This is a genomic window from Allobosea sp. P1_B10, from assembly GCF_056406735.1.
The window spans coordinates 1-23,409 of the sequence record NZ_JBFTZP010000015.1; the positions used below are offsets into that span (position 1 = coordinate 1).

Below are 23,409 nucleotides of genomic sequence, written 5' to 3' on the forward strand. Positions count from 1 at the left end.
GGCCGAAACCCAAGTAACCAGCGATGGCTCTTGTAAAACGCAGCACACCGAAGTTCTCTTGTCCCAGTCCTTAGACCGGAACCGCAAGAACATCGCCGTCCACGTTTCTCTTTCTGTCTTCAATTTTCAAACAGCATGTCTTCGACGAGACGACCTTGCACACCGAACTGGTCGGCGGCAAGCCCTGAATTCTCATGAAGCGGTAGGCGGCGGCGCCAGCGGCGCTGCCGTCCTGATGTGCTGCTTATAGGGGCCAGACCTTTCCCCTGTCAACACGGATTTCGGGAGCCTTGCGTTTTTTTGTGACGGCGGCGCGACAACCCCTTCGATCTCGGTCGAAACGATAGCGACAGGCGCCTGCGCTGGTGGATAGTGCGGCTGGAGGCCGGCCCTTTCGATCAGCCGTGCCGTGACGGACTGGATGAGGATCTGATGAGCATTCGCGAACAGCTGATCGAGCGGTTCTGCCGCTATGTGGCGATCCCGAGCCAAAGTGACGCCAAGGCGTCGACGCTGCCGAGCACAGGGGGGCAGCAGGATCTCGCGGCGCTGCTGGCGAGCGAACTTCTCGCGCTCGGACTCGACGACGTCGTCATCGACGACCACGCCACCGTCACTGCCATCAAGCGCGGGACCGTGGCCGGTGCGCCAAGGATCGGTTTCATCGCCCATCTCGACACCGTCGACAGTGGGCTCGCTCCGGTCATCCGGCCCCAGATGCTTCGGTTCGACGGCGGCGACCTCTGCCTGAACCGGCATGAGGGGATCTGGCTGCGGGTCGAGGAGCATCCCGAGATCGCGCCCTGGACCGGCGAGGACATCCTGTTCAGCGATGGCACCAGCGTACTCGGCGCCGATAACAAGGCAGCGATCGCCGTCATCATGACGCTGCTGGCCTCGCTTGGTGCCGACAGCGCCCATGGCGACATCCTCGTCGCCTTCGTGCCGGACGAGGAGATCGGCCTGCGCGGCGCGAAGGCACTCGATCTCGCGCGCTTCGCCTGCGACTTCGCCTATACGATCGATTGCTGCGAACTCGGCGAGGTCGTGATCGAGAACTTCAATGCGGCGCAGGGGGAGATCAGCTTCACCGGCGTCAGCGCCCATCCAATGTCGGCCAAGGACGTGCTGGTGAACCCGCTCCTAATGGCACAGGATTACATCGCGGAGTTCGATCGCGCGCAGACGCCCGAGCATACGGAAGGGCGCGAGGGCTATATCTGGTTCAACGATATCGTCGCCAATTCGAGCCAGGCACGGCTGCGGGCGATGGTCCGGGATTTCGACAAGGCCAGTTTCGAGCGGCGCAAGGCGCGCCTAAGCGAGGTCGCAGCCGAGATCGCCGCACGCTATCCCCGCGGAACGGTCACCTGCACGGTCAGTGACACCTACAGCAACATCCATGACAGCCTTGGCGAGGACCGCCGCTCGGTCGACCTGCTGTTTGCAGCTCTAGCGGCGCTGAAAATCGAGCCGAAGCAGATCCCCATGCGCGGCGGCACCGATGGCGCGGCGCTCTCGGCAAGAGGCCTTCCGACACCGAACTTCTTCACCGGCGCGTATAATTTCCACTCGCGCTTCGAGTTCCTGCCCGTGCCCGCTTTCGAGAAGTCCTACGAGGTCGCGCGCATGATCTGCACCCTCGCAGGGCAGTCCACCGGGACTGCGCGCGCGTGAGGCTCGGCGCGGCCCCTGGGAACAATCGCGGGGGCCGCGGCTTACTCAAGCGGACGAGCGAGCAAGGAGAACTGCAATGTCAGCCGTGGAGAAGAGACGGGAAAACCCCGCGCTCCTGCAGGACGAGCGCCTGGCCACCACCCCGACGGAGGCCGGCGCTGCCGACGATCCCGTCGCCATCGGCCGGCGCGCCAGTGACACCACCAATATCCACGACGCCGGCAGCGATGCCAACGACACGCCCGACGGACTGACCGAGAGCGAGGAGGCTGTCCGGCACGCGGCCGAGGATATCCCGACAGGGCAATCCCCGACGGGCGCGACAGAATCCGTGCCCGTCTTCGATCGCGGTTCGCTGCCGCCGAAGGTCTAGGCCGGCCGCCACAGATCGCTCGGCCCGAGGAGCCGAAGCCAGCATCGGGAAACGGTTCAGCTGGTCTCGAGCCGCCAATATCCCGGCTTGAGACGCCGATCGTTACCGAACGGCGCCTCGGGACGGGCCTTGCGCGCAGTCGGGCTCAATGGGGAGAGCGCGAGACCCGCGCTTCCCTCATCCCTTCTTCGCCAGCGAGACGCCGTTCTGCGCCGCGACGAAGTCCGACAGCATCGGCACGAAATCCTCGCCCTTGCCGGCCGCCGCAGCGGTTGCAAAAGCGTTCTTCACGGCGTTGCCGATCGGATTCGGCGCCCCGACCGCATTGGCGACACTTTCGAGATAGCGGACATCCTTCAAAGCGTTGTTGATCGTGAACTTGTGCGCGTCACGGTCGCGCTCCAGCACATACTTCATGAAGGTCTGGTAGAAGCCGCAATCCATCCGGCTACCGCCGACCACGCTGTTGAAGGTCTGCGGCGTGATGCCGATCTTCTGTCCGAGGGCCAGCGCCTCCGCATAGATCGCGGCATAGCCCAGCGACAGGAAGTTGTTGAGCAGCTTCATCTTGTGGCCGTCGCCGACGGCGCCGAGATGGACCACTTTCTGGGCCCAGGCGTCGCAGGCCGGCTTGATCCGCGCAAAGACGTCCGGCGTCGCGCCGATCATAGCCGAGAGCTGGCCGAGCACGGCCTGGGCGGGTGTGCCGCCAAGCGGCGCATCGGCGAGATGCAGGCCCTTGGCCTCGAGCTCGGCCGCTATCTTGACCGTGACCGTGGGGTCGGAGGTCGAGCAATCGACGACCACCGTGCCGGGCCTGGCGCCGGCGATGATGCCGTCTGGGCCGTTCACGACGGCCTCGACCTGGGCCGATCCCGTCACGCAGAGGAAGATGATCGTCGCATTGGCCGCGAGCTCGCGCGGCGTCTTCACCTCCTTGGCGCCGGCGGCCACAAGTTCCTCGACCGGCTTGCGGTTGCGATGCGCCATCACGGTGAGCGGAAAGCCCTTCGCCAGCAGATTGCTGGCCATGCCCTGGCCCATGAAGCCGACTCCGATAAAGCCGACTGCCTCCTTGGTCTCGGTCATCTTCAAATTCTCCTGGTTCTATGAGATGGACTCAATGGATGTGACGGAACGGCGCGCCCCGGAGCAGGTCGCGGGGGGCCGGCGTCGCCGTCGGGAGATGCGCGTCATGACGAGGAATGGCCTCCCCAGCGAGCCGGCGACGCCGGCCGCGGTCCCGCCCATGCCCATCAACGGCGGGCGCAGCCGCGTCACCTTGCAGATCATCGCCGATCACCTCGCGGTCTCGACCGCGACGGTCTCGCTCGCCCTGCGCGGCTCGCCGCTTGTCGCCGAGGCGACGCGCCAGCGCGTCCAGCAGATCGCCCGTGAGATGGGCTACAGCTACAACCGCAGCGCCGCTTCCCTGCGCACCGACCGCACCAACATCCTGGGTGTCGGCTTCCACGACATCACCAATCCCTATTTCGCCGAACTGCTCGCGGCCATCGAGGAGACGGCGACCGCGCATGGGCGCTCGATCCTGCTCGGCACCTATGCCGAGAACCTCGAAAAGCAGGCGCGCGCGCTGAGCACGCTCAAGGAGTACCGTCCCGACGGCATGATCATCTGCGCCGCCGCTGGCAGCCAGGCGCCGATCTTCGATCATCTGATCGCGGCCGGCGTACCCCTCGTGCAGCTTTCCCGCGAGATTGCCGGCGTCGACCTCGATTTCGTCGGCTCCGACGACCGCCACGGCACCGTGCTGGCGATGGAGCACCTGATCGGGCTGGGCCATCGCCGCATCGCCTTCCTCAGCAAGAGCGAGGAAATCTCGACCGGCCGCAATCGCTATGTCGGCTACTGCGAGACGCTCGCGCGGCAGGGCATGCCCTTCGATCCCGCGCTGGTCTATCCCGGCTATGGCACGCGCGAGAACGGGCTTCGTGGTATCCAGGCGGTGCTCGACGTCGCCGACCCGCCCACCGCCGCAGTCTGCTTCAACGACCTCACCGCCTTTGGCGCGATGCTCGGACTGCGCCATCGCGGGCTCGAGGCCGGCCGGGATTTCTCCATCGTCGGATGCGACGACGTCCATGAGGCGGCGCTCTGGTACCCCGCCTTGACGACCATCAAGAACTTCCAGTTCGAGATGGGGCGGAAATCCGCGGAATTCCTGCTCAAGCGGATCGAAGACCCTGCCGCGCCGGTGCGGCGCCTGACCCTGAAGCCGGAGCTCGTGATCCGCGCCACGACCGTACCGGCTCGGGGATGATGCGGGCTCAGGCATCGTTCGCGGGCTTGGCGTTGAGCGCCCGATAGGCCCTCACCACTTGTGAATCGTCGCGCGCGCCATGGCCCAGGCCAGACGAGGCGAGGAACATCTGGTGAGCGGCGGCTGCCAGGGGCAAGGCGGTTTTCGCCGCCCGCCCGGCATCGAGCACGATGCTCAGATCCTTCACGAAGATGTCGACTGCGCTCGCCACCGGGGGATCGGGATCGTGCATGCGCGGCCCGCGATCCCGCAGCATCCAGGACGATGCCGCCGAGCCGCCCATGATCTCGAACAGAACGCGCCCGTCGATGCCGGCCTTCTCGGCCAGCGACAATGCTTCCGCCGCGACGGCGATATGCACGCCGCAGAGCAGCTGGTTGACGGTTTTCACCGTGGCGCCCTGCCCCGGCTTTGTGCCGACATGAAACACCTTGTCGCCGAGCGCATCGAGCATCGGCCTGGCCAGAGCAAAGCTCTCGTCGGGTGCACCGACCATGATCGTCAGCGTCGCACCGCGCGCGCCGCCGACCCCGCCCGAGACCGGGCAATCGACGAAGTGCCGGCCCGTTTGCGTCACCTGCGCCGCTATCGCCTCGACCTCGCCCGGCGGGCATGTCGCCATCAGCATGACCACCGCGCCCGGCACCAGCGCCTCGAGCGCCCCGGCATCGAACAGGACCGCGCGCGCCTGCGCCGCGTTGACCACCATCAGGACGAGGGCCTCCGCTCCGCTTGCCGCTGCCTTGGCGCTGCCGGCGGCGTGGCCACCCGCGGCGGCCAAGGCCTCGCGCGCGCTTTCGCGCATGTCGAAGCCGGTGACGCGAAACTGGCGCTTGATCAGGTTCTCCGCCATCGGCGCGCCCATGGCGCCGAGACCGACAAAGGCGATGGACTTGATGGCGTCAGGCATTGGAACAGTCGTTTCTGAGACGGAAGGCAGGAGCGGGCGGAGGATCGCCCGCAATAAGGCGCGAGGTGGCGCCACGACGATATCGGGACGCCCGCGTCAGGCCGTCCCACTCACTCCTTCACCGCGCCGGTGAGCGAGGCGACATAATAGTCGACGAAGAAGGAATAGAGCAGCGCGACCGGGATCGACCCCAGGAGGGCGCCCGCCATCAGCGAGCCCCAATGGTAGACGTCGCCCTCGACGAGCTGGGTCAGCACCGCAACCGGCACCGTCTTCTTCTCCGAGGACTGGATGAAGGCGAGCGCATAGATGAACTCGTTCCAGGACAGGGTGAAGGCGAAGATGCCCGCCGAGATCAGCCCCGGCATGGCCAGCGGCAAGGTGATCATCCAGAGCGTCTGCAGCCGGGTCGCGCCGTCGATCATGGCGCATTCCTCGAGCTCATAGGGGATCGACTTGAAATAGCCGATCAGGAGCCAGGTGCAGAACGGGATCAGGAAGGTCGGATAGGTGAGGATCAACGCCCATTTGGAGTCGAACAGACCGAGCTGGAAGATCAACGTCGCCATCGGGATGAACAGGATCGACGGCGGCACGAGATAGGCCAGATAGATCGCCAGGCCGACATATTGCGCGCCCTTGAACTTCAGGCGCTGGATCGCATAGGCGGCGAGCACGCTGGCGAAGAGCGACAGCGCGGTCGCGACCGCCGCGACCGTCATCGTCGTCAGCAGCCATTGCGGGTAGTCGGTCTGGAACAGCAGCTTGTTGATGTTGTCCAGCGTCGGCGACTTCACCCAGAACGGATTGTGGTTCTTGTAGTCGAGCAATTCCGAGTTGGGTTTGATCGCGGTGATCGTCATCCAGTAGAACGGGAACAGCAGCACGATCACGAACAGCGACAGCGGCAGGTAGATCGTCAGGAGGCGCTGCGGGGCGGACGCCCAGTTGATGACGCCTTCGCTCTCCTTCTCGACGAGATGGGGTCGTTCGGCGACGGCGTGATCAGTCATTTTCTTCTCCCTGCTGCCATTTGCGCCGGGACAGGCCGAAATAGCTGAACAGCGTCGCCATCACGAGGAACGGAATCATCGCGACGGCGATCGCGGCCCCCTCCCCGAGCTGGCCGCCGGGAATGCCGCGCTGGAAGGCCAAAGTCGCCATCAGATGGGTCGAGTTCACCGGTCCGCCGCGCGTGATCGCATAGACCAGCTGGAAGTCGGTGAAGGTGAACAGCACCGAGAAGGTGAGCACGATCGCCAGGATCGGCATCAGCATCGGAAAGGTCACGTGCCGGAAGCGCTGCCAGGCATTGGCGCCGTCGAGCATGGCGGCTTCGTAGAGCGCCGGCGAGATCGTCTGCAGGCCCGCGAGCAGGCTGATCGCGACAAAGGGAATGCCGCGCCAGATGTTGGCGGCGATCAGCGACCAGCGCGCAGCCCAGGGCTGGCCCAGGAAGTCGATATAGGTGTCGCGCCAGCCCAGCACATCGACCAGCACATAGGAGATGATCGAGAATTGCGGGTCGTAGATCCACCAGAAGGCGATCGCCGACAGCACGGTCGGCACGATCCAGGGCACCAGGATCAGCGCGCGCAGCAGCGACTTGAACGGCAGGTGGTTGTTCAGGAGAAGCGCGAGCCACAGGCCCAGCGCGAACTTACCCACGGTGGCGACGCCGGTATAAAGCAGCGTATTCCAGACCGAGGTGATGAAGACCCGGTCCTCGAGGAGCGACTGGAAGTTCTCGAAGCCGATGAAATTGCCAGGGCGCCCGATGCGCGTATCGGTGAAGGCGAGCCAGATGCCGAGGCCGAGCGGGTAGCTCAGGAACACCAGCAGCAGCACGGCGGCGGGCAGCAGGCAGACGAAGATCAGGAAGGGTTTGTAGTCGAACAGCTTCGACAGCCAGCTCTGCTGGAAGTGGAGGGCCGCTCGCGGGGCGTCAGCCGCAATCGCCATGATGTACTCTCTGCTGGAGCCAGGCGCATCGCGCCGCCGGGCGAACCGGCGGCGCGATGGCGAGAGATCAGGTCCGGTAGTAGCGCCGGGCGCGACGCTCGGCTTCCTTGGCCGCTTCATCCGGCGTGGCCTGCCCGGCGCAGACCGAGGCGACCATCTGGACGACGACATACTCGGCGTTGACGGTGCCGGCAGCCTCGTTGATCGAGCCCTTGTAGCCGCTCCAGAGCGCACGCTCCCAGGTGTCGCGATAGATCGTGACCTTGGGATCGGTCGACCAGACCTTGCTGTCGGCGTAACCCTTCAGCGGCTGGGCCCAGTAGCCCGAGCTGCCGGTCAGCCATTTCTCGTAGTTCTCCCGCTCCATCATGAAGCGCAGATATTCCTTGGCGGCGTTGGGGAACTTGGTGTGCTTGAACGCCATCGCGTTGATGATCAGCGCTGGCTCCGACGGCCGTCCGAGGGCGCCGACCGGCATCATCGCATGGTTCAGGTCCTTGCCGATCGCCGCGGTCTTCTCGTCCTTCGAGTTCTTGATCGAGAAGTAGAGCGAGACACCGTTCTGGGTGACGCCGATTTCGCCGGCAGCCAGGGCCTTGTTGTTGCTGATGTCGAGCCAGGACAACGTCCCGGGAATGAAGGTCTCGTAGAGCGCCTTGGCGTATTTCAGCGCCTCGACCGTCTCCTTCGAGTTGATCGCGACCTTGTTGTTCTCGTCGACCATGAACCCGCCATGGGTCCAGACCAGCCAGTTGCAGAAGGCGTTGCCGTCGCCGACGGCGTTACCGAGTGCGAAGCCCGCCGGATGGCCAATGCTCTTCAGCTTGCGGCAGAGGGTGAGGAAACCGTCTAGATCCTTCGGGAAGGTGTCGAAGCCCGCTTCCTTGATCCAGGATTCACGATAGACCGCCGGCGCGCCCGAGGCGCCCATCGGGATCGAGACCCACTGGTCGGTCTTGTCCTTCTTGCCGTATTTCTCGGCGATCGGGTACCAGCCGCCGTTCTTCTTGCCGAGATCGTTGGCGAGTTCGGTCAGGTCGATCAGTTTGTCGGAGAAGATGTGCGGATCGTCGGCCCAGCCGACCACGACGTCGGGCCCTGCGCCCGTGTTCGCGGTCACGGCCGTCTGCGGCCGAAGGTCTTCCCAGCCGGCGTAGTCCACGCGCACCGGAACGCCGGTCGCCTTGGTGAAGGCGGCAGTGTTCTCGTCGAAGATCGTCTGGTCGAGGTCGACGAACTTCGTCGGGCGCAGTACGCGCAGCGTCGCGCCCTGCTCGATCTTGGCCTGTGCCGATGCGGATACCAGCGGCAGGCTTGCGCCTGCCGCGAGCCCCGCGCCGCCGATCAGAACGTCACGTCTTGAAATGCTCATGAAATTGACTCCTCCCTCTTTGCAAGTGCACGACCCTGCATGGGAGCCGCGTCACGGGTTTTTGGCAGCAGTATTTCGCGCGGACCTTATCCTTGAACAGAGCCGATCCGGCCGGCGATCCGGGCGACGAGACGCTCAGATGCGCTTGCTCGTCGCGGCATCGAACAGATGCGTCACATGGATGTCGGGCGTGATGGTGATCGTCTCGCCCGGCTTTGCGGTGATGCGCTCGCGGAAGATGCAGGTCAGGTTCTGGCCGCCACAGCGAACCACGACCTGGGTCTCCGATCCCATTGGCTCGATCACCACGACCTCTGCCTTCAGGCCGTTGGGGTCGAGCTGGATATGCTCGGGACGGATACCGAAGACGGCCGCGCGGCCCTCGGAATTGGCCGGGTGGGCGCCGATCGGCCAGACCACCCCGCCCTCTGTCTCGAAGCCCGCCGAGGTGATCCTGCCCTTGAGCAGGTTCATCGAAGGCGAGCCGATGAAGGCCGCCACGAACAGGTTCTCGGGCCGGTCATAGAGATCGAGCGGTGCGCCCATCTGCTCGACGATGCCGTCATGCATCACCACGATCTTGTCGGCCATGGTCATGGCCTCGATCTGGTCGTGCGTGACATAGACGATCGTGGTCTTCAGGCGCTGGTGCAATTCCTTGATCTCGGTACGCATCTGCACGCGCAGCTTGGCGTCGAGGTTGGAGAGCGGCTCGTCGAACAGGAAGACCTGCGGATCGCGCACGATCGCGCGGCCCATGGCGACGCGCTGGCGCTGGCCGCCCGAAAGCTGGCGCGGATAGCGGTCGAGCAGCTTGTCGAGGCCCAGGATGCCGGCGGCCTTGCCGACGCGCTCCTCGATCTCGGCCTTGGGCGCCTTCCTGAGCTTCATCGAGAAGGCCATGTTGTCGGCCACCGTCATATGCGGGTAGAGCGCATAGTTCTGGAAGACCATCGCGATGTCGCGCTCTTTGGGCGGCACGTCGTTGACGACGCGCGGCCCGATCCGGATCTCGCCGCCGGAGATGTTCTCAAGCCCTGCGATCATCCGCAGCAGCGTCGACTTCCCGCAGCCCGACGGTCCGACGAGGATAACGAATTCGCCGTCATTGATATCGATGTCGACGCCATGGATGACCTGGGTCGAACCATAAGCTTTGCGCACGTCGGCGATTTGGACTGAGGCCATCTGAGGGCTTCCCTTGGTGTTCGTTTCCCCGCGGATGCGGTAGCGGCCCTCTCGGACCGTCCGCGTCTTCGCATTCCCGGCTTCTTGCGGCCGATCGATGCAAACAGCCGCAATCCAGGGCAAGCCTGTTGCGTCCGAAACCATCTGCGATAAAGTCATACGATACGAGCAGGCGTGTCAAGCGCCGCAATCGCAGCGGTCAGGGGTGCTTTCCGCAGCCTTCCGCCATGAGAAAACGGGGAGGGAGGCGGGATAATGCGGGTACGCGACTACTCGCGGCCGACGACGCTCAATCCGGACCGGCTCTTCGGTCAGGTCGCCCAGAAACTCGCTGTTTCGATCATCACAGGGGGCGTCAAGGCCGGCGAACTCCTGCCCAACGAGGATGCGCTGCGCTCCGAGATCTCGGTCTCGCGCACGGCCTATCGCGAAGCCGTGAAGGTGCTCACCGCCAAAGGGCTGGTCGAGGCGCGGCCGAAGAGCGGCACCCGCGCCGCACCGCGCAGCAGCTGGAATCTGCTCGATCCCGATGTCCTCTCCTGGCATTTCGAGGCCGACCCCAACGAGAAATTCATCAGGGATCTCTTTGAGTTGCGGCGCTTCGTCGAGCCCAGCGCCGCCCGGCTCGCCGCGCAACGCCGCAGCGCCGCCGACATCGCGGCGATCGAGGCCGCCTATCGCGGCATGACCGAGAATGCGCCCTATGCCGACACCACGATCCGCGCCGACCTCGCTTTCCACGAGGCGATTTTCACAGCCGCCCAGAACTCGACGCTGCAATGCCTGGCGAGCGCGGTGGCGGCGACGATCCAATGGTCTCTGCTCCTAAAGTCTCAGGAGCATGACGTCTTCATCGCCTCGCTCGACGACCACCAGCATATCCTGACAGCGATCGTGGAGCGCGACGGGGATCTCGCCGCGGCCCGGATGGCGGGGCTGGTGATCGACAGCCTCAACACGACCCTGGCCGCGCTCGCCGCCCGAACCGCGCCCGGACCGTCCAAGATCACGCGAATAAAGCATACTAAATAGGCGCCATAGCGCCTTTGCGCAGGCCGCGCGGCGTGCTGAAATGCCGGTCATCCACCTGGCGAGACGTGTTCGTTCCCCCAACGTCCTCGGCAGCGCTATTTAATCGATTCATAATCGCCTAATCAAGCAACCCGCCTCACACCAGCTCACGGACTATTCCTGATGACACGGCCCGACGCCCCCGAGATCCTGATGACCGGCCCGCTGATGCCCTACGCGGCAGACCAGCTGAAGGCGCGCTTCACCGTGCACGAACTCTGGAAGGCCGACGACAAGGCCGCTTTCCTGCGCGAGATCGGTGATCGCGTGCGCGGTGTCGCCGCCGGCGGCGGTCATAACCGCGTCGATACGGCGCTGTTCGAGGCGCTGCCCAAGCTCCAGGTCATCTCCAGCTTCGGCGTCGGCTACGACCATGTCGATGCGGCGGAAGCCGGCAAGCGCGGGCTGGTCGTCACCAATACGCCTGACGTCCTGACCGACGAGGTCGCCGACCTCGCGCTCGGCCTGCTGATCGCCACCGTACGCCAGCTGCCGCAGGTCGACCGCTATCTGCGCGAGGGCAAATGGCTCAAGAGCAACTATCCGCTGACCACCTCGCTGCGCAAGCGCACGGTCGGCATCGTCGGGCTCGGCCGTATCGGCAAGGCCGTGGCACACCGCGTCGAGGCGTTCGGGCTGCCGGTGTCCTATCACGGCCGTTCGCGCCAGGCCGACGTCGCCTATCGCTACTATCCGTCGCTGGTCGAGATGGCCGCTGATGTCGATGTCCTGATCTCCGTCGCGCCGGGCGGCGCCTCGACCCATCACATCATCAATGCCGAGGTGCTCAAGGCCCTCGGCCCCAACGGCATCCTGATCAATGTCGGCCGCGGTACGGTGGTCGACGAGCAGGCCCTCATCGAGGCCCTGCAGAACAAGACGATCCTGTCCGCCGGCCTCGACGTCTTCGAGGACGAGCCGCGCGTTCCGCAGGCGCTGATCGACATCGATCACGCGGTGCTGCTGCCGCATGTCGGCTCGGCCTCGATCCATACGCGCGAGCAGATGGGGCAGCTGCTGGTCGACAATCTCGTCTCCTGGTTCGAGGGCAAGGGTCCGCTGACCCCGGTCGTCGAAACGCCATGGAAGGCCTGACCCATCGCATAGCCGCCGCGAGCCTGGTGCTCGCGGCCCTGGGCGGCTCCGCCGCGGCGCAGACCCCGCCTGCGCCGCGCGGATCCGACAAGGCACCGGATTCCGTGCGCATCCTGCTCGGCGCCTGGGATCTCGAACTGGTCGGCGCCTCGCGTTTGTGCACCGTCACCTTCGGTTCCGACGAGGTGTCGGGCGGCCGCCAGTTGCGCTTTCCCGCGATCTGCCGCCGCGCACTGCCCATTCTCGACCAGATCGCGAGCTGGAGCGTGACGCCGGGCGGCGAGCCCCGCCTCAATGACGCCGCTGGCAAGCCTGTGATCAGTTTCACGCATGCCGGCAGCGAGAAGCTGCTGCGCGGCCAGAGCTCCGACGGCAAGACCTACGGCCTGGACTCCAAGGCCTATTCGCGCCTCGCCCGGCGCGCGCCGGCGAGCGCGGCCGAAACGAGCGCGCAGTCCGCGCAGCGCCGGACGGTGGTAAATCCCGCCACCATGCCCGCTCCTGAGACTGTGCCGGGCCGCTACAGCATGATGCGCCAGCAGAATCGCGAGGCGTGCCGCGTGGTGCTGTCTCCGGCGGCTGCGGCCTCGTCGGGCAATGCACCGGCGGCTTTCGAGAGCAACTGCGGCGATACCGGCCTGACCATCTTCGACCCCGTCGGATGGCGCTACACCGCGGGGCGACTCGCGCTGGTCGCCCGCAAGGGCCACAGCATCGAACTCATTTTCGAGAATGGCCAATGGCGCAAGGACCCCGCCGTCGGCGCGCCGCTGATGCTGCGAAAGCTTGCACTGTAGCAGCTCGGCCCGGCCGCTCAGCCCACGCTGGTCCGGCTGGGCTCACCGACATCGTCATAACCGGTCTCCTTGGCCAGGATCGCCTGCATCCGCGGTTCGTCGAGCGAGTTCTCCCATTTCGAGACCACGACCGTCGCGACACCGTTGCCGACGAGGTTGGTGAGCGCCCGTGCCTCCGACATGAACCTGTCGATGCCGAGGATCAGCGCGATCGACGCGACAGGAATGGTACCGACCGAGGACAGCGTCGCCGCCAGGACGATGAAGCCGGAGCCGGTGACGCCGGCCGCGCCCTTCGAGGTCAGCAACAGCACGGCGATGATGCCCAGTTCCTGCGACAGCGTGAGATCGGTGTTCGTCGCCTGCGCCAAAAACACCGCCGCCATCGTCAGGTAGATGCAGGTGCCGTCGAGGTTGAATGAGTAGCCGGTCGGGATCACCAGGCCGACCACGCTCTCCTTGCAGCCGAGATGGCTCATCTTGGCGATCATCCGGGGCAGCACGCTCTCGGAGGACGAGGTGCCGAGCACGATCAGCAGCTCCTCCTTGATATAGGCGATGAATTTCAGGATCGAGAAGCCGTGCAGGCGCGCGATCGTTCCCAGCACGAGGAAGATGAAGATCAGGCAGGTCGTGTAGAACGCCGCCATGAACGAGGCGAGCGAGAACAGCGTCGCGACGCCGAACTTTCCGATGGTGAAGGCCATCGCCCCGAACGCGCCGATCGGCGCCGCCTTCATGATGATCCCGACGATCTTGAAGAAGACCTGTGCGATGTCGTCGATGAAAAGCAGCACCGACTTGCCGCGCTCGCCGATCATCTGCAGGCCGAACGCGAAGAGCAGCGCAAAAAACAGCACCTGCAGGATCTCGCCATTGGCGAAGGCGCCCACCACCGTATCGGGGATGATACCCATCAGGAAGGCGACCGTGCTCTGGTCATGGGCCTTGGCGGTGAAAGCCGCGATACCAGAGGTGTTGATCGTGCTGACATCGACACTCATGCCGACGCCGGGCTTCCAGAGATTGACCACGACCAGGCCCACGACAAGCGCCAGCGTCGTTACGAGCTCGAAATAGAGAAGCGCCTTGAGCCCGACCCGGCCGACCTTCTTCATGTCGTCCATCGAGGCGACGCCGTGAACGACTGTGAGGAAGATGATCGGTGCGATGATCATCTTGATCGCCTTGATGAAGGCATCGCCGAGCGGCTTCATAGCCTCGCCGGTCTGCGGATAGAAGTGTCCGAGCAGCACGCCGATGGCGATCGCGGTCAGAACCTGGACGTAGAGGTGGGTCCACCAGGGTCCCTGGTGGCCGCGCAGGGTTTCAGCGGTCGCCGTCGTCATGGGCGTCCTCCCGATTGCGCCTGTGCCGGCGCATCCGTCGGCGTTACGCCGATTTCAGCAACGCGGCAAGGTTTTCAAAGCATCGGCGCAGTATCGGAAGGCAATAGCCTGCGTCGCTCTAGGCTGCTTCGGTGCCGATGACTCCGCGCCGGATCTGGTCTTCCTCGATCGACTCAAACAGCGCGCGAAAGTTGCCTTCTCCGAAGCCGTCATCGCCCTTGCGCTGGATGAACTCGAAGAAGATCGGCCCGACCACGGTCCCCGAGAAGATCTGCAGCAGGACCTTGCTCATCCGCCCCTCCTTGTCGCCGAGCGCCACCGCGCCCTCCCCGTCGATCAGGATGCCGTTGGCTTTCAGCCGCTCCACCGGCTCGCCATGGTTGGGCACGCGCGCATCGATCTTCTCGTAATAGGTCTCAGGGGGAGCCGGCATGAAGGGTAGCGCATTGCGGCGCAACTGCTCGACCGTCTTGTAGATGTCCCGCGCGCCCATCGCGACGTGCTGGATGCCCTCGCCCTTGTACTGGCGCAGGTACTCCTCGATCTGGCTCTTGTCGTCGAGCGACTCGTTGATCGGGATTCGGATCTTCCCGCAGGGCGAGGTCAGCGCCCGCGAGATCAGGCCGGTGAGCTTGCCCTCGATGTTGAAGAAGCGGATCTCGCGGAAATTGAACAGCCGTCCGTACCAGTCCGCCCAATGGTTCATGCGCCCGCGCATCACATTGTGCGTGAGGTGGTCGAGGTAATAGAGCCCGGCCTGCTCGGGATGCGGATCGGGTTCGCCCAGCCAGTCGAAATCGATGTCCCAGATCGAGCCCTTCTCGCCGTAGCGCTCGACGAAATACAGGATCGAGCCGCCTATGCCCTTGACCGCCGGAATGGCGAGTTCGCCGGGCCCGACCTTGCTCTCATAGGGCTCGGCCCCGAGCGCAACCGCGCGCTCGAAGGCATGCCGCGCATCGACGACGCGAAAGGCCATGGCGCAGGCGCAGGGGCCATGCTCCCGGGCGAAAGCCTGGGCGAAGGAATCGGGCTCGGCATTGACGACGAAATTCACGTCGCCCTGGCGGAAGAGCGTGACCGCCTTGGAGCGGTGCTGCGCAACGCGGGCAAAGCCCATGGTCTCGAACAATGCGCCGAGTCTCTCGGGCTCGGGATGCGCATACTCGACAAACTCGAACCCATCGGTGCCCATCGGATTGGCGTCGGAGATCTCAGGCGGGGCGCTGTTATGCGGAAAGGGACCCATAGCGTGCTCCTGCAGCGTGAAACTGCCGCCATGATCGCGCGTTGGGACGCCAATATGCGTGCAAACTAGAGCAAGATGCCGCATGATTTGCACGGAACACGCATCGGATGGGTCAGTCATGCAAGACGCAGCCACTCTCGACGCTTTCGACTGGCGCCTGCTCGAGGCGCTCCAGCAGGACGCGTCGCTGACCAATGGCGCGCTCGCCGAGAAGGTCGGGCTGTCGGCCAGCCAGATTTCTCGCCGACGCCTGCGCCTCGAGCAGGACGGCACCATTCGTGGCTATCGCGCCTTGATAGAGCCTTCCGCGATCGGGCTGGGCGTCACCGTCTTCATCCATGTCGCGCTCGACACGCATTCGCGCGACAATGCCCGCCGTTTCCGCGACCTCGTCAGGCTGACACCGGCGATCCTCGAGGCTCACGCCCTGACCGGCGAGGCGGACTATCTGCTGAAGGTCGCCGTCGGCGATCTCAAGGAGCTCTCGCGCTTCGTCAACGAGATCCTGATGCCGCATGAAAGCGTCGCGCGGGTGCGCTCCGAGATCGCCCTCGACACGCTGAAGGAGCCAGGCCTGCTGCCCTTGTCGATGGGTTGAAAGGCGATGGCGCCCTAGCGATTGCCGCCTGCAGGACTTACCTCACCCTCTGCGGATGACGCGCACAACGCCATTTCGAGGGTCAATATCGATGTTCAACGCCAAATCGCTACTCGACGCACTGATCAGCGCCGGCAACCAGGCGGGCCAGGCCGGCAGCAAACCGGGTCAGGCCGGTGGTCTCGGCGGCATGCTGGGCGGGCTGGCAGACCAGGTCCAGAAAGCCGGGGGCGTCGGTGGCTTGGCGGGCATGGCCAGCCAGATTTTGGCCCAGGCGACCCAGGGCGTCGGCGATGCCGCGCGCCAGACCGGCGTGCAGCAGAAGGCCGGCGAAGCCTTTGGCCAAGCTGCCGGCGGGCGTACCCCGCAGGACATTCTCGCGCAGGCCAAGGGCATGTTCGACAAGAATCCCGGCATGGCGACGGCCGTGCTCGGCGGCCTTGGCGCGCTGGTGTTCGGCAGCTCGGCGGGGCGTTCGGTGGTGGGATCGGCGGCCAAGCTCGGCGGTCTCGCCCTGATCGGCGGACTGGCCTACCGGGCCTATCAGAACAGCCAGGCCGGCAAGCCCCTGCTCGACCTGAAGCAGCAGGAGATTCTGCCTGCCCCCGCCGGCACGGGCTTCGAGCCGGAAGCAGCCAGCGAGGCGACGGCGCTGATCTTCATCCGCGCCATGATCGCAGCCGCGGCCGCCGACGGCGCGATCGACGCCGACGAGCGAAATGCCATCCTGGGCGGCCTGCGCGAGGCCGGTTTCGATCCCGAGGCCAATGAATGGCTCAACCACGAGATGGCCAACCCTGCCTCCGTCGACACGCTGGTAGAGGCGGCATCCTCGCCGGAAATCGCGGCGCAGATCTATACGGCGGCCCGCATCGCCATCAATCCCGACACGCGCGCGGAGAAGGATTTCCTGGCCGGGCTTTCAGGTTCGCTCGGCCTCGATGCGGAGCTGACGGCGAATATCGACGCCGCAGCGAGCGCCGCGAAGGTCTGAGCAGCCAGCAAGCCCGCCCCTCTCATCCTGAGGAGGGTCTTAGCACGGCACCGGGCCTGCTGGAGACACGACCGTCATTGCGAGGAGCAAAGCGACGAAGCAATCCAGGGGGCGTAGTGCACTGCAGCGCCTGGATTGCTTCGCTCACGCTCGCAATGACGATCCGTTATGATCGAAGGCTGCCCCTGGCAGGCTGCTGCTCAGTGAGCGGCCGTCCGCGAAAAGACGTTGATGACGATGACGCCGGCGACGATCAGACCCATGCCGATCAGCGCGGGCAGGTCCAGCGTCTGGCCGAAGACGAAGCGGCCGATCAGGCTGATCAGCACGATGCCCACCCCGGACCAGATCGCATAGGCGATGCCTACGGGGATCGTGCGCAGGCACAGGGACAGGAAGTAGAAGGCGGTGACGAAGGCCACGAGCGTGATCAGCGACGGCACCACGCGCGTGAACTCGTCGGACGCCTTCAGCGCCGAGGTCCCGATGACCTCGGAGATGATCGCAATCGCGAGGTAGAGATAGCTCACGCCGCCTTCGCGCTGGCGAGGAACTCTCCCATCCGCGCCAGCGCCTTCTCGATGTTCTCGAGCGAGTTGGCATAGGAGAGACGGATATAGCCCTCGCCATGGACGCCGAAATCGGGACCGCCGATCGTGGCGACGCCGGCCTCGTCGAGCAGGGCTGAAGCGAGCTTCTTGGCCTTCCAGCCGGTCTGCGAGACGTTCGGGAAGGCGTAGAACGCGCCCTTGGGCTCGATGCAGGAGATGCCCGGCAGGGCGTTCAGCCCCTTGACCACGGCCTTTCGACGCCTGTCGAATTCGGCGAGCATCATCGCGACCGCGTCCTGCGGGCCCGTCAGCGCGGCGATCCCCGCCCATTGCGCGGAGGCGTTGACGCAGGAATGCGAGTTCACCGCGAGCTTGCGCGCGTTCTCGTAAAGCGGCTTGGGCCAGACCGAGTAGCCCATCCGCCAGCCTGTCATGGCATAGGTCTTGGACCAGCCATTGAGCAGGATCAGCCGGTCGCGGATTTCGGGATAGCTCAGCAGGCAGACATGCTGCTCGCCATCATAGAGCAGCTGGTCGTAGATCTCGTCCGACATGATCGCGACATCGGGAAAGGCGGCGAGGCCAGCGACGAGCTTGTCAATTTCGGCCTTGGGTGTGACGCCGCCGGTCGGGTTCGCCGGGGAGTTGATGATCAGAAGCCGTGTCTTCGGCGTGATCAGCGAGAGCGTCTCGTCGGCCGAGAAGGCAAAGCCGTTCTCCTCGCGGATCGGCACTGGGACCGGCGTCGCGCCGGTGTATTCGATCATCGAGCGATAGATCGGGAAGCCGGGGTCGGGATACAGGATCTCCGCGCCCGGCTCTCCGAACATCAGGATCGCCATGAACATCGTGACCTTGCCGCCGGGCACGATCATCACGCTCTCGGGCGAGACCTCGACCTTGAAGCGCTTGTGCAGGTCGGCGGAGACGGCCTCGCGCAGCGGCAGGATGCCATTGGCCGGGGTGTAGCCGTGATGCCCGTCGCGCAGCGCCTTGACGGCGGCCTCGACGATATGGTCGGGCGTCGGGAAATCCGGCTGGCCGATGCCGAGATTGATGACGTCCTTGCCCTGGCGCTGCAACTCGGTGGCGCGCGCTAGGACGGCGAAGGCATTCTCCTCGCCGATGCGGGCGAAGGACGGGACGACATGGAGCGTCATGGCGGCATTTCCTTGGGACATTTTCAGTCGACGCGGCCCGTTATCATCGGAGCCTTGGCCCTGTCTTGGCCGCAAATCCCGGCGCGATGCAAGTCCCGCGACCCTTGCATGCGGCAGTGCCGCCGCGCGCGCTTCGCATTGGTGGATCGCCGTGCATGCTGTATGCCGGATTTTCAATAGTATGATTATCTGCGCAGCGGCTCTTGCCGCATCGTCGATGATCGGCAAAGTTGCGAATCTGCAATCGTTGTAAAGAGACCGGCAAGCGACCCTCAGCGTCGCGCCGCAGGAGGGAGTGACTGGTATGGCCAAGACGCCGAGTGGCAAGACGCCCGAAAGCAATGTTCCGAGCGAGGACAGGCCCGTAGCCGCCCCCAGGAAGAAGGCTACGCGCCGGATCAAGCCGGAGCAGCTGCGTTCGAAGGCCTGGTTCGACAACCCCGCCAATGCCGACATGACCGCGCTTTATATCGAGCGCACCATGAATTTCGGCTTGTCGCGTGACGAATTGCAGTCGGGCCGCCCGATCATCGGCATCGCTCAGACCGGTTCGGACATCGCGCCGTGCAACCGCCATCACCTCGAACTCGCGCCGCGCATCCGTGACGGCATCCGCGAGATGGGCGGCGTGCCATTCGAGTTTCCGATCCATCCGATCCAGGAAACGTGCAAGCGCCCGACCGCTTCGCTCGACCGCAACCTGCAGTATCTCTCGCTGGTCGAGATCCTCTACGGCTATCCGCTCGACGGCGTCGTGCTGACTACCGGTTGCGACAAGACCACGCCGGCCCAGATCATGGCCGCCGCCACCGTCGACATCCCGGCGATCGCCCTGCCGGGCGGCCCGATGCTGAACGGTTCCTTCCGCGGAGAGCGCACCGGTTCGGGCACGATCGTCTGGAAGGCGCGCCAGATGATGGCAGCCGGCGAGATCGACTATCGCGGCTTCGTCGACCTGGTCGCCTCCTCGGCGCCGTCGGCCGGCCACTGCAACACCATGGGCACGGCCTCGACGATGAACTCGCTGGCCGAGGCGATGGGCATGACGCTGCCCGGCGCCGCCGCCATCCCCGCTCCTTATCGCGACCGCTACGAGATGGCCTATCTGACCGGCCGCCGCATCGTCGAGATGGTCTGGGAAGACCTGGTTCCCTCGAAGATCCTGACGCGCAACGCGTTTGAGAACACCATCATCATCAATTCGGCGATCGGCGGTTCGACCAATGCGCCGATCCACGTCAACGCCATCGCAAAGCATATCGGCGTCGCGCTGGACAATGAGGACTGGACTGAGATCGGCTACGAGATCCCGTTGCTGGTCAACATGCAGCCGGCCGGCGAATATCTCGGCGAGGACTACTATCGCGCAGGCGGCCTGCCCGCCGTGATCGCCGAGCTCGCCGCCAAGGGCAAGCTCAAGCCGGCGATCACTGCCAACGGCAAGACCCTGCAGGAGAATTGCGAAGGCTTCTTCTCCGGGGACCGCAAGGTCATCAAGACCTATGACGAGCCGATGAAGGCGCAGTCGGGCTTCCTGAACATCTCGGGCAATCTGTTCGATTCCGCGATCATGAAGACCAGCGTGATCACGCCGGAATTCCGCCAGCGCTACCTCGAGAACCCGAAGGACCCGATGGCCTTCGAGGGCAAGGCCGTGGTCTTCGACGGTCCCGAGGACTATCATCACCGCATTGACGATCCCGCGCTGGCGATCGACGAGCACTCGATCCTGTTCATCCGTGGCGTCGGCCCGATCGGCTATCCCGGCGCAGCCGAGGTCGTTAACATGCGGCCGCCGGATTACCTGATCAAGAAGGGCGTCACCGCGCTCGCCTGCGTCGGCGACGGCCGCCAGTCCGGCACCTCGGGGTCGCCCTCGATCCTGAACGCCTCGCCGGAAGCGGCGACAGGCGGCGGCCTCGCGCTGCTGCGCACCGGCGACAAGGTCCGCATCGACCTGAACAAGCGCACCGCCAACATCCTGATCTCGGATCAGGAACTGGCCGAGCGCCGCGCCGCCCTGAAGGCCGCCGGCGGCTACAAGTACCCCAAGAGCCAGACCCCGTGGCAGGAGATCCAGCGCAAGATCGTTGGCGAACTCTCCGAGGGCATGGTTCTCAAGCCGGCGGTCAAGTACCAGAAGATCCACAAGAAGTTCGGTATCCCGCGCGACAACCACTGAGGTCGCGCGCCGGTCAGGCCGTTATCCCGGGATGGTCGCCCTTGTGGCGCCCATCCCGCCTTCACCGAGGCGATGGCTCGCGCTCGCAACGCGCATGCCCGGGCGATCCGGGGATGCAGGCGCGAGCGATGCCGCAGGGAACGGTGACTGGCGCCATTCCGTCCGCGCATCGGCGCCCGCCTTGTGGTGCGCGCGAGCGGGGGCTGACAAAACCACCCCGAGCGCACACTATGCCGGCCTTTCCGGATCGGCGGATTTGAAACGATTTAAGATGGCTTACGCTCCGCAAATCGAAAGCTTCCGCAAGCTGCACGGCTCCGGCTGCTTCGTAATGCCCAATCCCTGGGACCTCGGCTCGGCCCGCTGGCTGCGCGGCGAGGGCTTCAAGGCGCTGGCGACGACCAGCGCAGGCTATGCCTTCACGCAAGGCCGCGCCGACCAGGACGTGCCGCGCGACATGATGCTCGCCCACATCGCCGAGATGGTGAAGGCGGTGCCCGATCTGCCGGTCAACGCCGATTTCGAGAACGGCTATGCCGACACGCCGGACGGCGTATCCGCAAATGTGAAGCTATGCGTGGCCACAGGCGTGGCCGGCCTGTCGATCGAGGACGCGACCGGCCGCAGCGAGGAGCCGCTCTATCCGTTCGAGCTCGCAGTCGAGCGGATTCGCGCCGCGCGCCGCGCCATCGACGATACCGGCTCCGGCGTCCTGCTGACCGCACGGGCGGAATGCTTCCTGACCGGCCATCCCGACGCCCTCAACGAATCCGTCCGCCGCATCGAGGCCTATGCCGAGGCCGGCGCGGACGTGCTGTATGCGCCCGGCCCCAAGACGCGCGACGATATCGCCAGGATCGTCGCGGCGGCCGGCGGCCGCCCCGTCAACCAGTTGATCTATGGCGACTTCGGCCTGAGCGTCTCCGACATCGCTGCGCTCGGCGTCCGCCGCATCTCGATAGGCGGCGCGTTGGCGCGAGCGGCCTGGGCGGCCTTCATCGAGGCGACCCGGCTGATCAAGGACGAGGGCAGCTTTGCCGGTTTTGCGGGCAATGGCCCCTCTGGACCGCTCAACCCCTTCTTCCGCGGCGACCTCAAGGCGCGCTCGTGAGCGGGACCCTGCTCATCGCGCCGGCCTGGCTCGGCCTGAGCGGCCTCTGGCGCCTGGACGCAAAGGGCAATCGCAAGCCGGTAGACGCCGAGGATATCGGCCTGTCCGAAGACCTCGCCGACCGGCTCGAAGCCTGGATGGACGCCTTCGACGCGATCTATGAGGAAGACAACGAGGCCCGTTCGCGCTTCCCCGACCCGGTCGAGCAGCTGGCCTGGGAGGCGGAAGGCGTAGCCATCGCAGCCATGGTCGTCGATGAGCTCGGGCCAAACTGGACGGTGTCGACGGATCTCGCCGGCTGGCGCGAGATGACCAAGCCATGACCCCCTCGCCCGCAACCGGTCTCTCGCCCGATTGGAAGGCTCCGCCCTTCCCGCCGGCCCGGATTCTGGAAGGGCGTTATTGCCGTCTTGAGCCGATCGACCCGGCGCGGCACCTCGACGACATCTGGGCCGTCAATCGCGGCCATGAGCAGATCTGGCAGTGGATGCCCGCCAGCCCGCCGCATAGCCGCGAGGCCTATCGCGAACTGCTCGTGATGATGGCGAAGAAGCCGGGTATCGTCCCCTTCGCAATCATCGACAAGGCCGACGGCAAGGCCAAGGGGCATCTCTGGCTGATGGAGATCCGCCCTGAGCACGGCGTCTTCGAGGTCGGCTACATCACCTATTCGCCAGCACTGCAGAGGACCCGCGTCGCGACCGAGGCGATCTTCCTTTGCGGGGAGTACGGCTTCTCGCTCGGCTATCGCCGCTTCGAGTGGAAGTGCAACGCCCTGAACGAGCCGTCCAGGCGGGCAGCCCTGCGCTTCGGCTTCCAGTACGAGGGGCTGTTTCGCCAGCATATGGTCGTGAAGGGCGCCAACCGCGACACCGCCTGGTTCTCCATCCTCGACAGCGAATGGCCGGTACGCGCGCAAGGGTTCCAGCGCTGGCTCGCGCCTGAGAACTTCGATGCCGATGGACGCCAGAAACTCTCGCTCGGGGTCTTCAACCAACCGACAGCCATGGCCGAGACGGTCGCACTGCGCCGCGCATCCTTCGCCGACATCCCCGCGATCCTGGCACTCAAGGACGCGGCCTATACGCCCAATGAGAGCATCATCGGCGTGCCCTCGCTGCCACGCATCGCCGATTACGCGCAGGTCGTCAGCGACCACGAGGTCTGGCTTGCCGAGGACGACACCGGGCTCAGCGCAGCCCTCGTACTCGAAGTCGAGACCGACCCCGACAGGTTCACCATCTGGAGCATCGCCGTCTCGCCGCAGGCGGCCGGCCGCAAGCTCGGGACCACGCTGATGCGCTTTGCCGAGGAGCGCGCCCTGCGGCTCGGCTACGACGCGGTCTATCTCTACACCCATGCCAAGCTTCTCCAGCGCATCGGCTGGTACCAGCGTCTCGGCTACGAGATCACCCACCACGAGAACCGAACCGACCGGCGGCTCGCGCATATGCGCAAAACACTCGATAACCCGGCACAATAAGGACGG

Annotated in this window: 23 protein-coding genes and 1 pseudogene; 14 read left to right on the plus strand and 10 right to left on the minus strand. The window is 65.3% G+C overall.

Features of this window, described 5'->3' with window-relative positions:
* The 3 genes from AC1D2L_RS22255 to AC1D2L_RS22265 form a co-directional block, all read left to right on the plus strand.
* Positions 1-250, plus strand: a 250-nt coding sequence (locus AC1D2L_RS22255) for a hypothetical protein (RefSeq protein WP_476848088.1), incomplete at its 5' end; no start/stop codon positions are given.
* Positions 251-432: 182 nt separating this feature from the next.
* The gene (pepT, locus tag AC1D2L_RS22260; protein WP_476848089.1) at positions 433-1,677 is read left to right on the plus strand and encodes a peptidase T; all 1,245 of its coding nucleotides are present in this window, start codon (positions 433-435) and stop codon (positions 1,675-1,677) included.
* 76 nt (positions 1,678-1,753) lie between these two features.
* On the plus strand, positions 1,754-2,050 hold the full coding sequence (locus AC1D2L_RS22265; protein WP_476848090.1) for a hypothetical protein: 297 nt from the start codon (positions 1,754-1,756) through the stop codon (positions 2,048-2,050).
* A 177-nt stretch (positions 2,051-2,227) separates the two neighbouring features.
* On the opposite strand, the gene AC1D2L_RS22270 is transcribed toward AC1D2L_RS22265, so the two are convergent.
* Complete coding sequence (locus tag AC1D2L_RS22270) at positions 2,228-3,139, minus strand: NAD(P)-dependent oxidoreductase (RefSeq protein WP_476848091.1); 912 nt, start codon at positions 3,137-3,139, stop codon at positions 2,228-2,230.
* A 106-nt stretch (positions 3,140-3,245) separates the two neighbouring features.
* Between AC1D2L_RS22270 and AC1D2L_RS22275 the strand changes: the two genes are divergently transcribed.
* Entirely contained in the window at positions 3,246-4,331 is a 1,086-nt protein-coding gene (locus tag AC1D2L_RS22275; protein ID WP_476848092.1) for a LacI family DNA-binding transcriptional regulator, read from the plus strand.
* A gap of 7 nt (positions 4,332-4,338) precedes the next feature.
* On the opposite strand, the gene AC1D2L_RS22280 is transcribed toward AC1D2L_RS22275, so the two are convergent.
* From AC1D2L_RS22280 to AC1D2L_RS22300, 5 genes are all read right to left on the minus strand, one after another.
* Positions 4,339-5,241 (minus strand): NAD(P)-dependent oxidoreductase, encoded by a 903-nt coding sequence (locus AC1D2L_RS22280; RefSeq protein WP_476848093.1) that lies wholly within the window; start codon positions 5,239-5,241, stop codon positions 4,339-4,341.
* Positions 5,242-5,351: 110 nt separating this feature from the next.
* Entirely contained in the window at positions 5,352-6,254 is a 903-nt protein-coding gene (locus tag AC1D2L_RS22285; RefSeq protein WP_476848094.1) for a carbohydrate ABC transporter permease, read from the minus strand.
* On the minus strand, positions 6,247-7,203 hold the full coding sequence (locus tag AC1D2L_RS22290; protein ID WP_476848095.1) for a carbohydrate ABC transporter permease: 957 nt from the start codon (positions 7,201-7,203) through the stop codon (positions 6,247-6,249). Before AC1D2L_RS22290 ends, AC1D2L_RS22285 begins: the two co-directional genes overlap by 8 nt.
* Before the next feature lie 67 nt (positions 7,204-7,270).
* Positions 7,271-8,575: an ABC transporter substrate-binding protein gene (locus AC1D2L_RS22295; RefSeq protein ID WP_476848096.1), complete on the minus strand. Its 1,305-nt coding sequence runs from the start codon at positions 8,573-8,575 to the stop codon at positions 7,271-7,273.
* A gap of 135 nt (positions 8,576-8,710) precedes the next feature.
* On the minus strand, positions 8,711-9,763 hold the full coding sequence (locus AC1D2L_RS22300; RefSeq protein WP_476848097.1) for an ABC transporter ATP-binding protein: 1,053 nt from the start codon (positions 9,761-9,763) through the stop codon (positions 8,711-8,713).
* Between the two features lie 255 nt (positions 9,764-10,018).
* Here AC1D2L_RS22300 and AC1D2L_RS22305 point away from each other — a divergent pair, with 255 nt between their 5' ends.
* From AC1D2L_RS22305 to AC1D2L_RS22315, 3 genes are all read left to right on the plus strand, one after another.
* Entirely contained in the window at positions 10,019-10,795 is a 777-nt protein-coding gene (locus tag AC1D2L_RS22305) for a FadR/GntR family transcriptional regulator (RefSeq protein ID WP_476848098.1), read from the plus strand.
* A gap of 162 nt (positions 10,796-10,957) precedes the next feature.
* On the plus strand, positions 10,958-11,929 hold the full coding sequence (locus tag AC1D2L_RS22310) for a 2-hydroxyacid dehydrogenase (protein WP_476848099.1): 972 nt from the start codon (positions 10,958-10,960) through the stop codon (positions 11,927-11,929).
* A complete protein-coding gene (locus tag AC1D2L_RS22315; protein WP_476848100.1) occupies positions 11,917-12,726 on the plus strand; it encodes an AprI/Inh family metalloprotease inhibitor in 810 nt (269 codons plus the stop codon). The genes AC1D2L_RS22310 and AC1D2L_RS22315 overlap by 13 nt, the downstream gene beginning before the upstream one ends.
* Positions 12,727-12,743: 17 nt before the next feature.
* Here AC1D2L_RS22315 and AC1D2L_RS22320 read toward each other — a convergent pair whose 3' ends face one another.
* Both AC1D2L_RS22320 and hppD read right to left on the minus strand, forming a co-directional pair.
* A complete protein-coding gene (locus AC1D2L_RS22320) occupies positions 12,744-14,075 on the minus strand; it encodes a dicarboxylate/amino acid:cation symporter (protein ID WP_476848101.1) in 1,332 nt (443 codons plus the stop codon).
* Positions 14,076-14,193: 118 nt separating this feature from the next.
* A complete protein-coding gene (hppD, locus tag AC1D2L_RS22325) occupies positions 14,194-15,324 on the minus strand; it encodes a 4-hydroxyphenylpyruvate dioxygenase (RefSeq protein ID WP_476848102.1) in 1,131 nt (376 codons plus the stop codon).
* A gap of 118 nt (positions 15,325-15,442) precedes the next feature.
* Here hppD and AC1D2L_RS22330 point away from each other — a divergent pair, with 118 nt between their 5' ends.
* Entirely contained in the window at positions 15,443-15,922 is a 480-nt protein-coding gene (locus AC1D2L_RS22330; RefSeq protein WP_476848103.1) for an Lrp/AsnC family transcriptional regulator, read from the plus strand.
* Between the two features lie 91 nt (positions 15,923-16,013).
* Positions 16,014-16,916, plus strand: a complete 903-nt coding sequence (locus AC1D2L_RS22335; RefSeq protein WP_476848104.1) for a tellurite resistance TerB family protein — start codon at positions 16,014-16,016, stop codon at positions 16,914-16,916.
* Positions 16,917-17,116: 200 nt separating this feature from the next.
* Here the strand turns inward: AC1D2L_RS22335 and AC1D2L_RS22340 are convergent, their stop codons facing one another.
* Together AC1D2L_RS22340 and AC1D2L_RS22345 are read right to left on the minus strand one after the other, a co-directional pair.
* Positions 17,117-17,446, minus strand: a complete 330-nt coding sequence (locus AC1D2L_RS22340; RefSeq protein WP_476848105.1) for an SMR family transporter — start codon at positions 17,444-17,446, stop codon at positions 17,117-17,119.
* On the minus strand, positions 17,443-18,627 hold the full coding sequence (locus AC1D2L_RS22345) for a pyridoxal phosphate-dependent aminotransferase (protein ID WP_476848106.1): 1,185 nt from the start codon (positions 18,625-18,627) through the stop codon (positions 17,443-17,445). The genes AC1D2L_RS22340 and AC1D2L_RS22345 overlap by 4 nt, the downstream gene beginning before the upstream one ends.
* A gap of 304 nt (positions 18,628-18,931) precedes the next feature.
* On the opposite strand from AC1D2L_RS22345, the gene AC1D2L_RS22350 reads away from it, so the two are divergent.
* From AC1D2L_RS22350 to AC1D2L_RS22370, 5 genes and pseudogenes are all read left to right on the plus strand, one after another.
* Positions 18,932-20,809, plus strand: a complete 1,878-nt coding sequence (locus tag AC1D2L_RS22350) for an IlvD/Edd family dehydratase (protein WP_476848107.1) — start codon at positions 18,932-18,934, stop codon at positions 20,807-20,809.
* Positions 20,810-21,080: 271 nt separating this feature from the next.
* Positions 21,081-21,920, plus strand: a complete 840-nt coding sequence (locus AC1D2L_RS22355) for an isocitrate lyase/PEP mutase family protein (protein ID WP_476848108.1) — start codon at positions 21,081-21,083, stop codon at positions 21,918-21,920.
* Entirely contained in the window at positions 21,917-22,243 is a 327-nt protein-coding gene (locus AC1D2L_RS22360; protein ID WP_476848109.1) for a hypothetical protein, read from the plus strand. Before AC1D2L_RS22355 ends, AC1D2L_RS22360 begins: the two co-directional genes overlap by 4 nt.
* Positions 22,240-22,911, plus strand: a pseudogene (locus AC1D2L_RS22365) (GNAT family N-acetyltransferase); the annotation flags it as partial. The gene AC1D2L_RS22360 and the pseudogene AC1D2L_RS22365, both read left to right, overlap by 4 nt.
* 15 nt (positions 22,912-22,926) lie before the next feature.
* Complete coding sequence (locus tag AC1D2L_RS22370) at positions 22,927-23,403, plus strand: GNAT family N-acetyltransferase (protein WP_476848183.1); 477 nt, start codon at positions 22,927-22,929, stop codon at positions 23,401-23,403.
* The last annotated feature ends 6 nt before the right edge of the window (positions 23,404-23,409 follow it).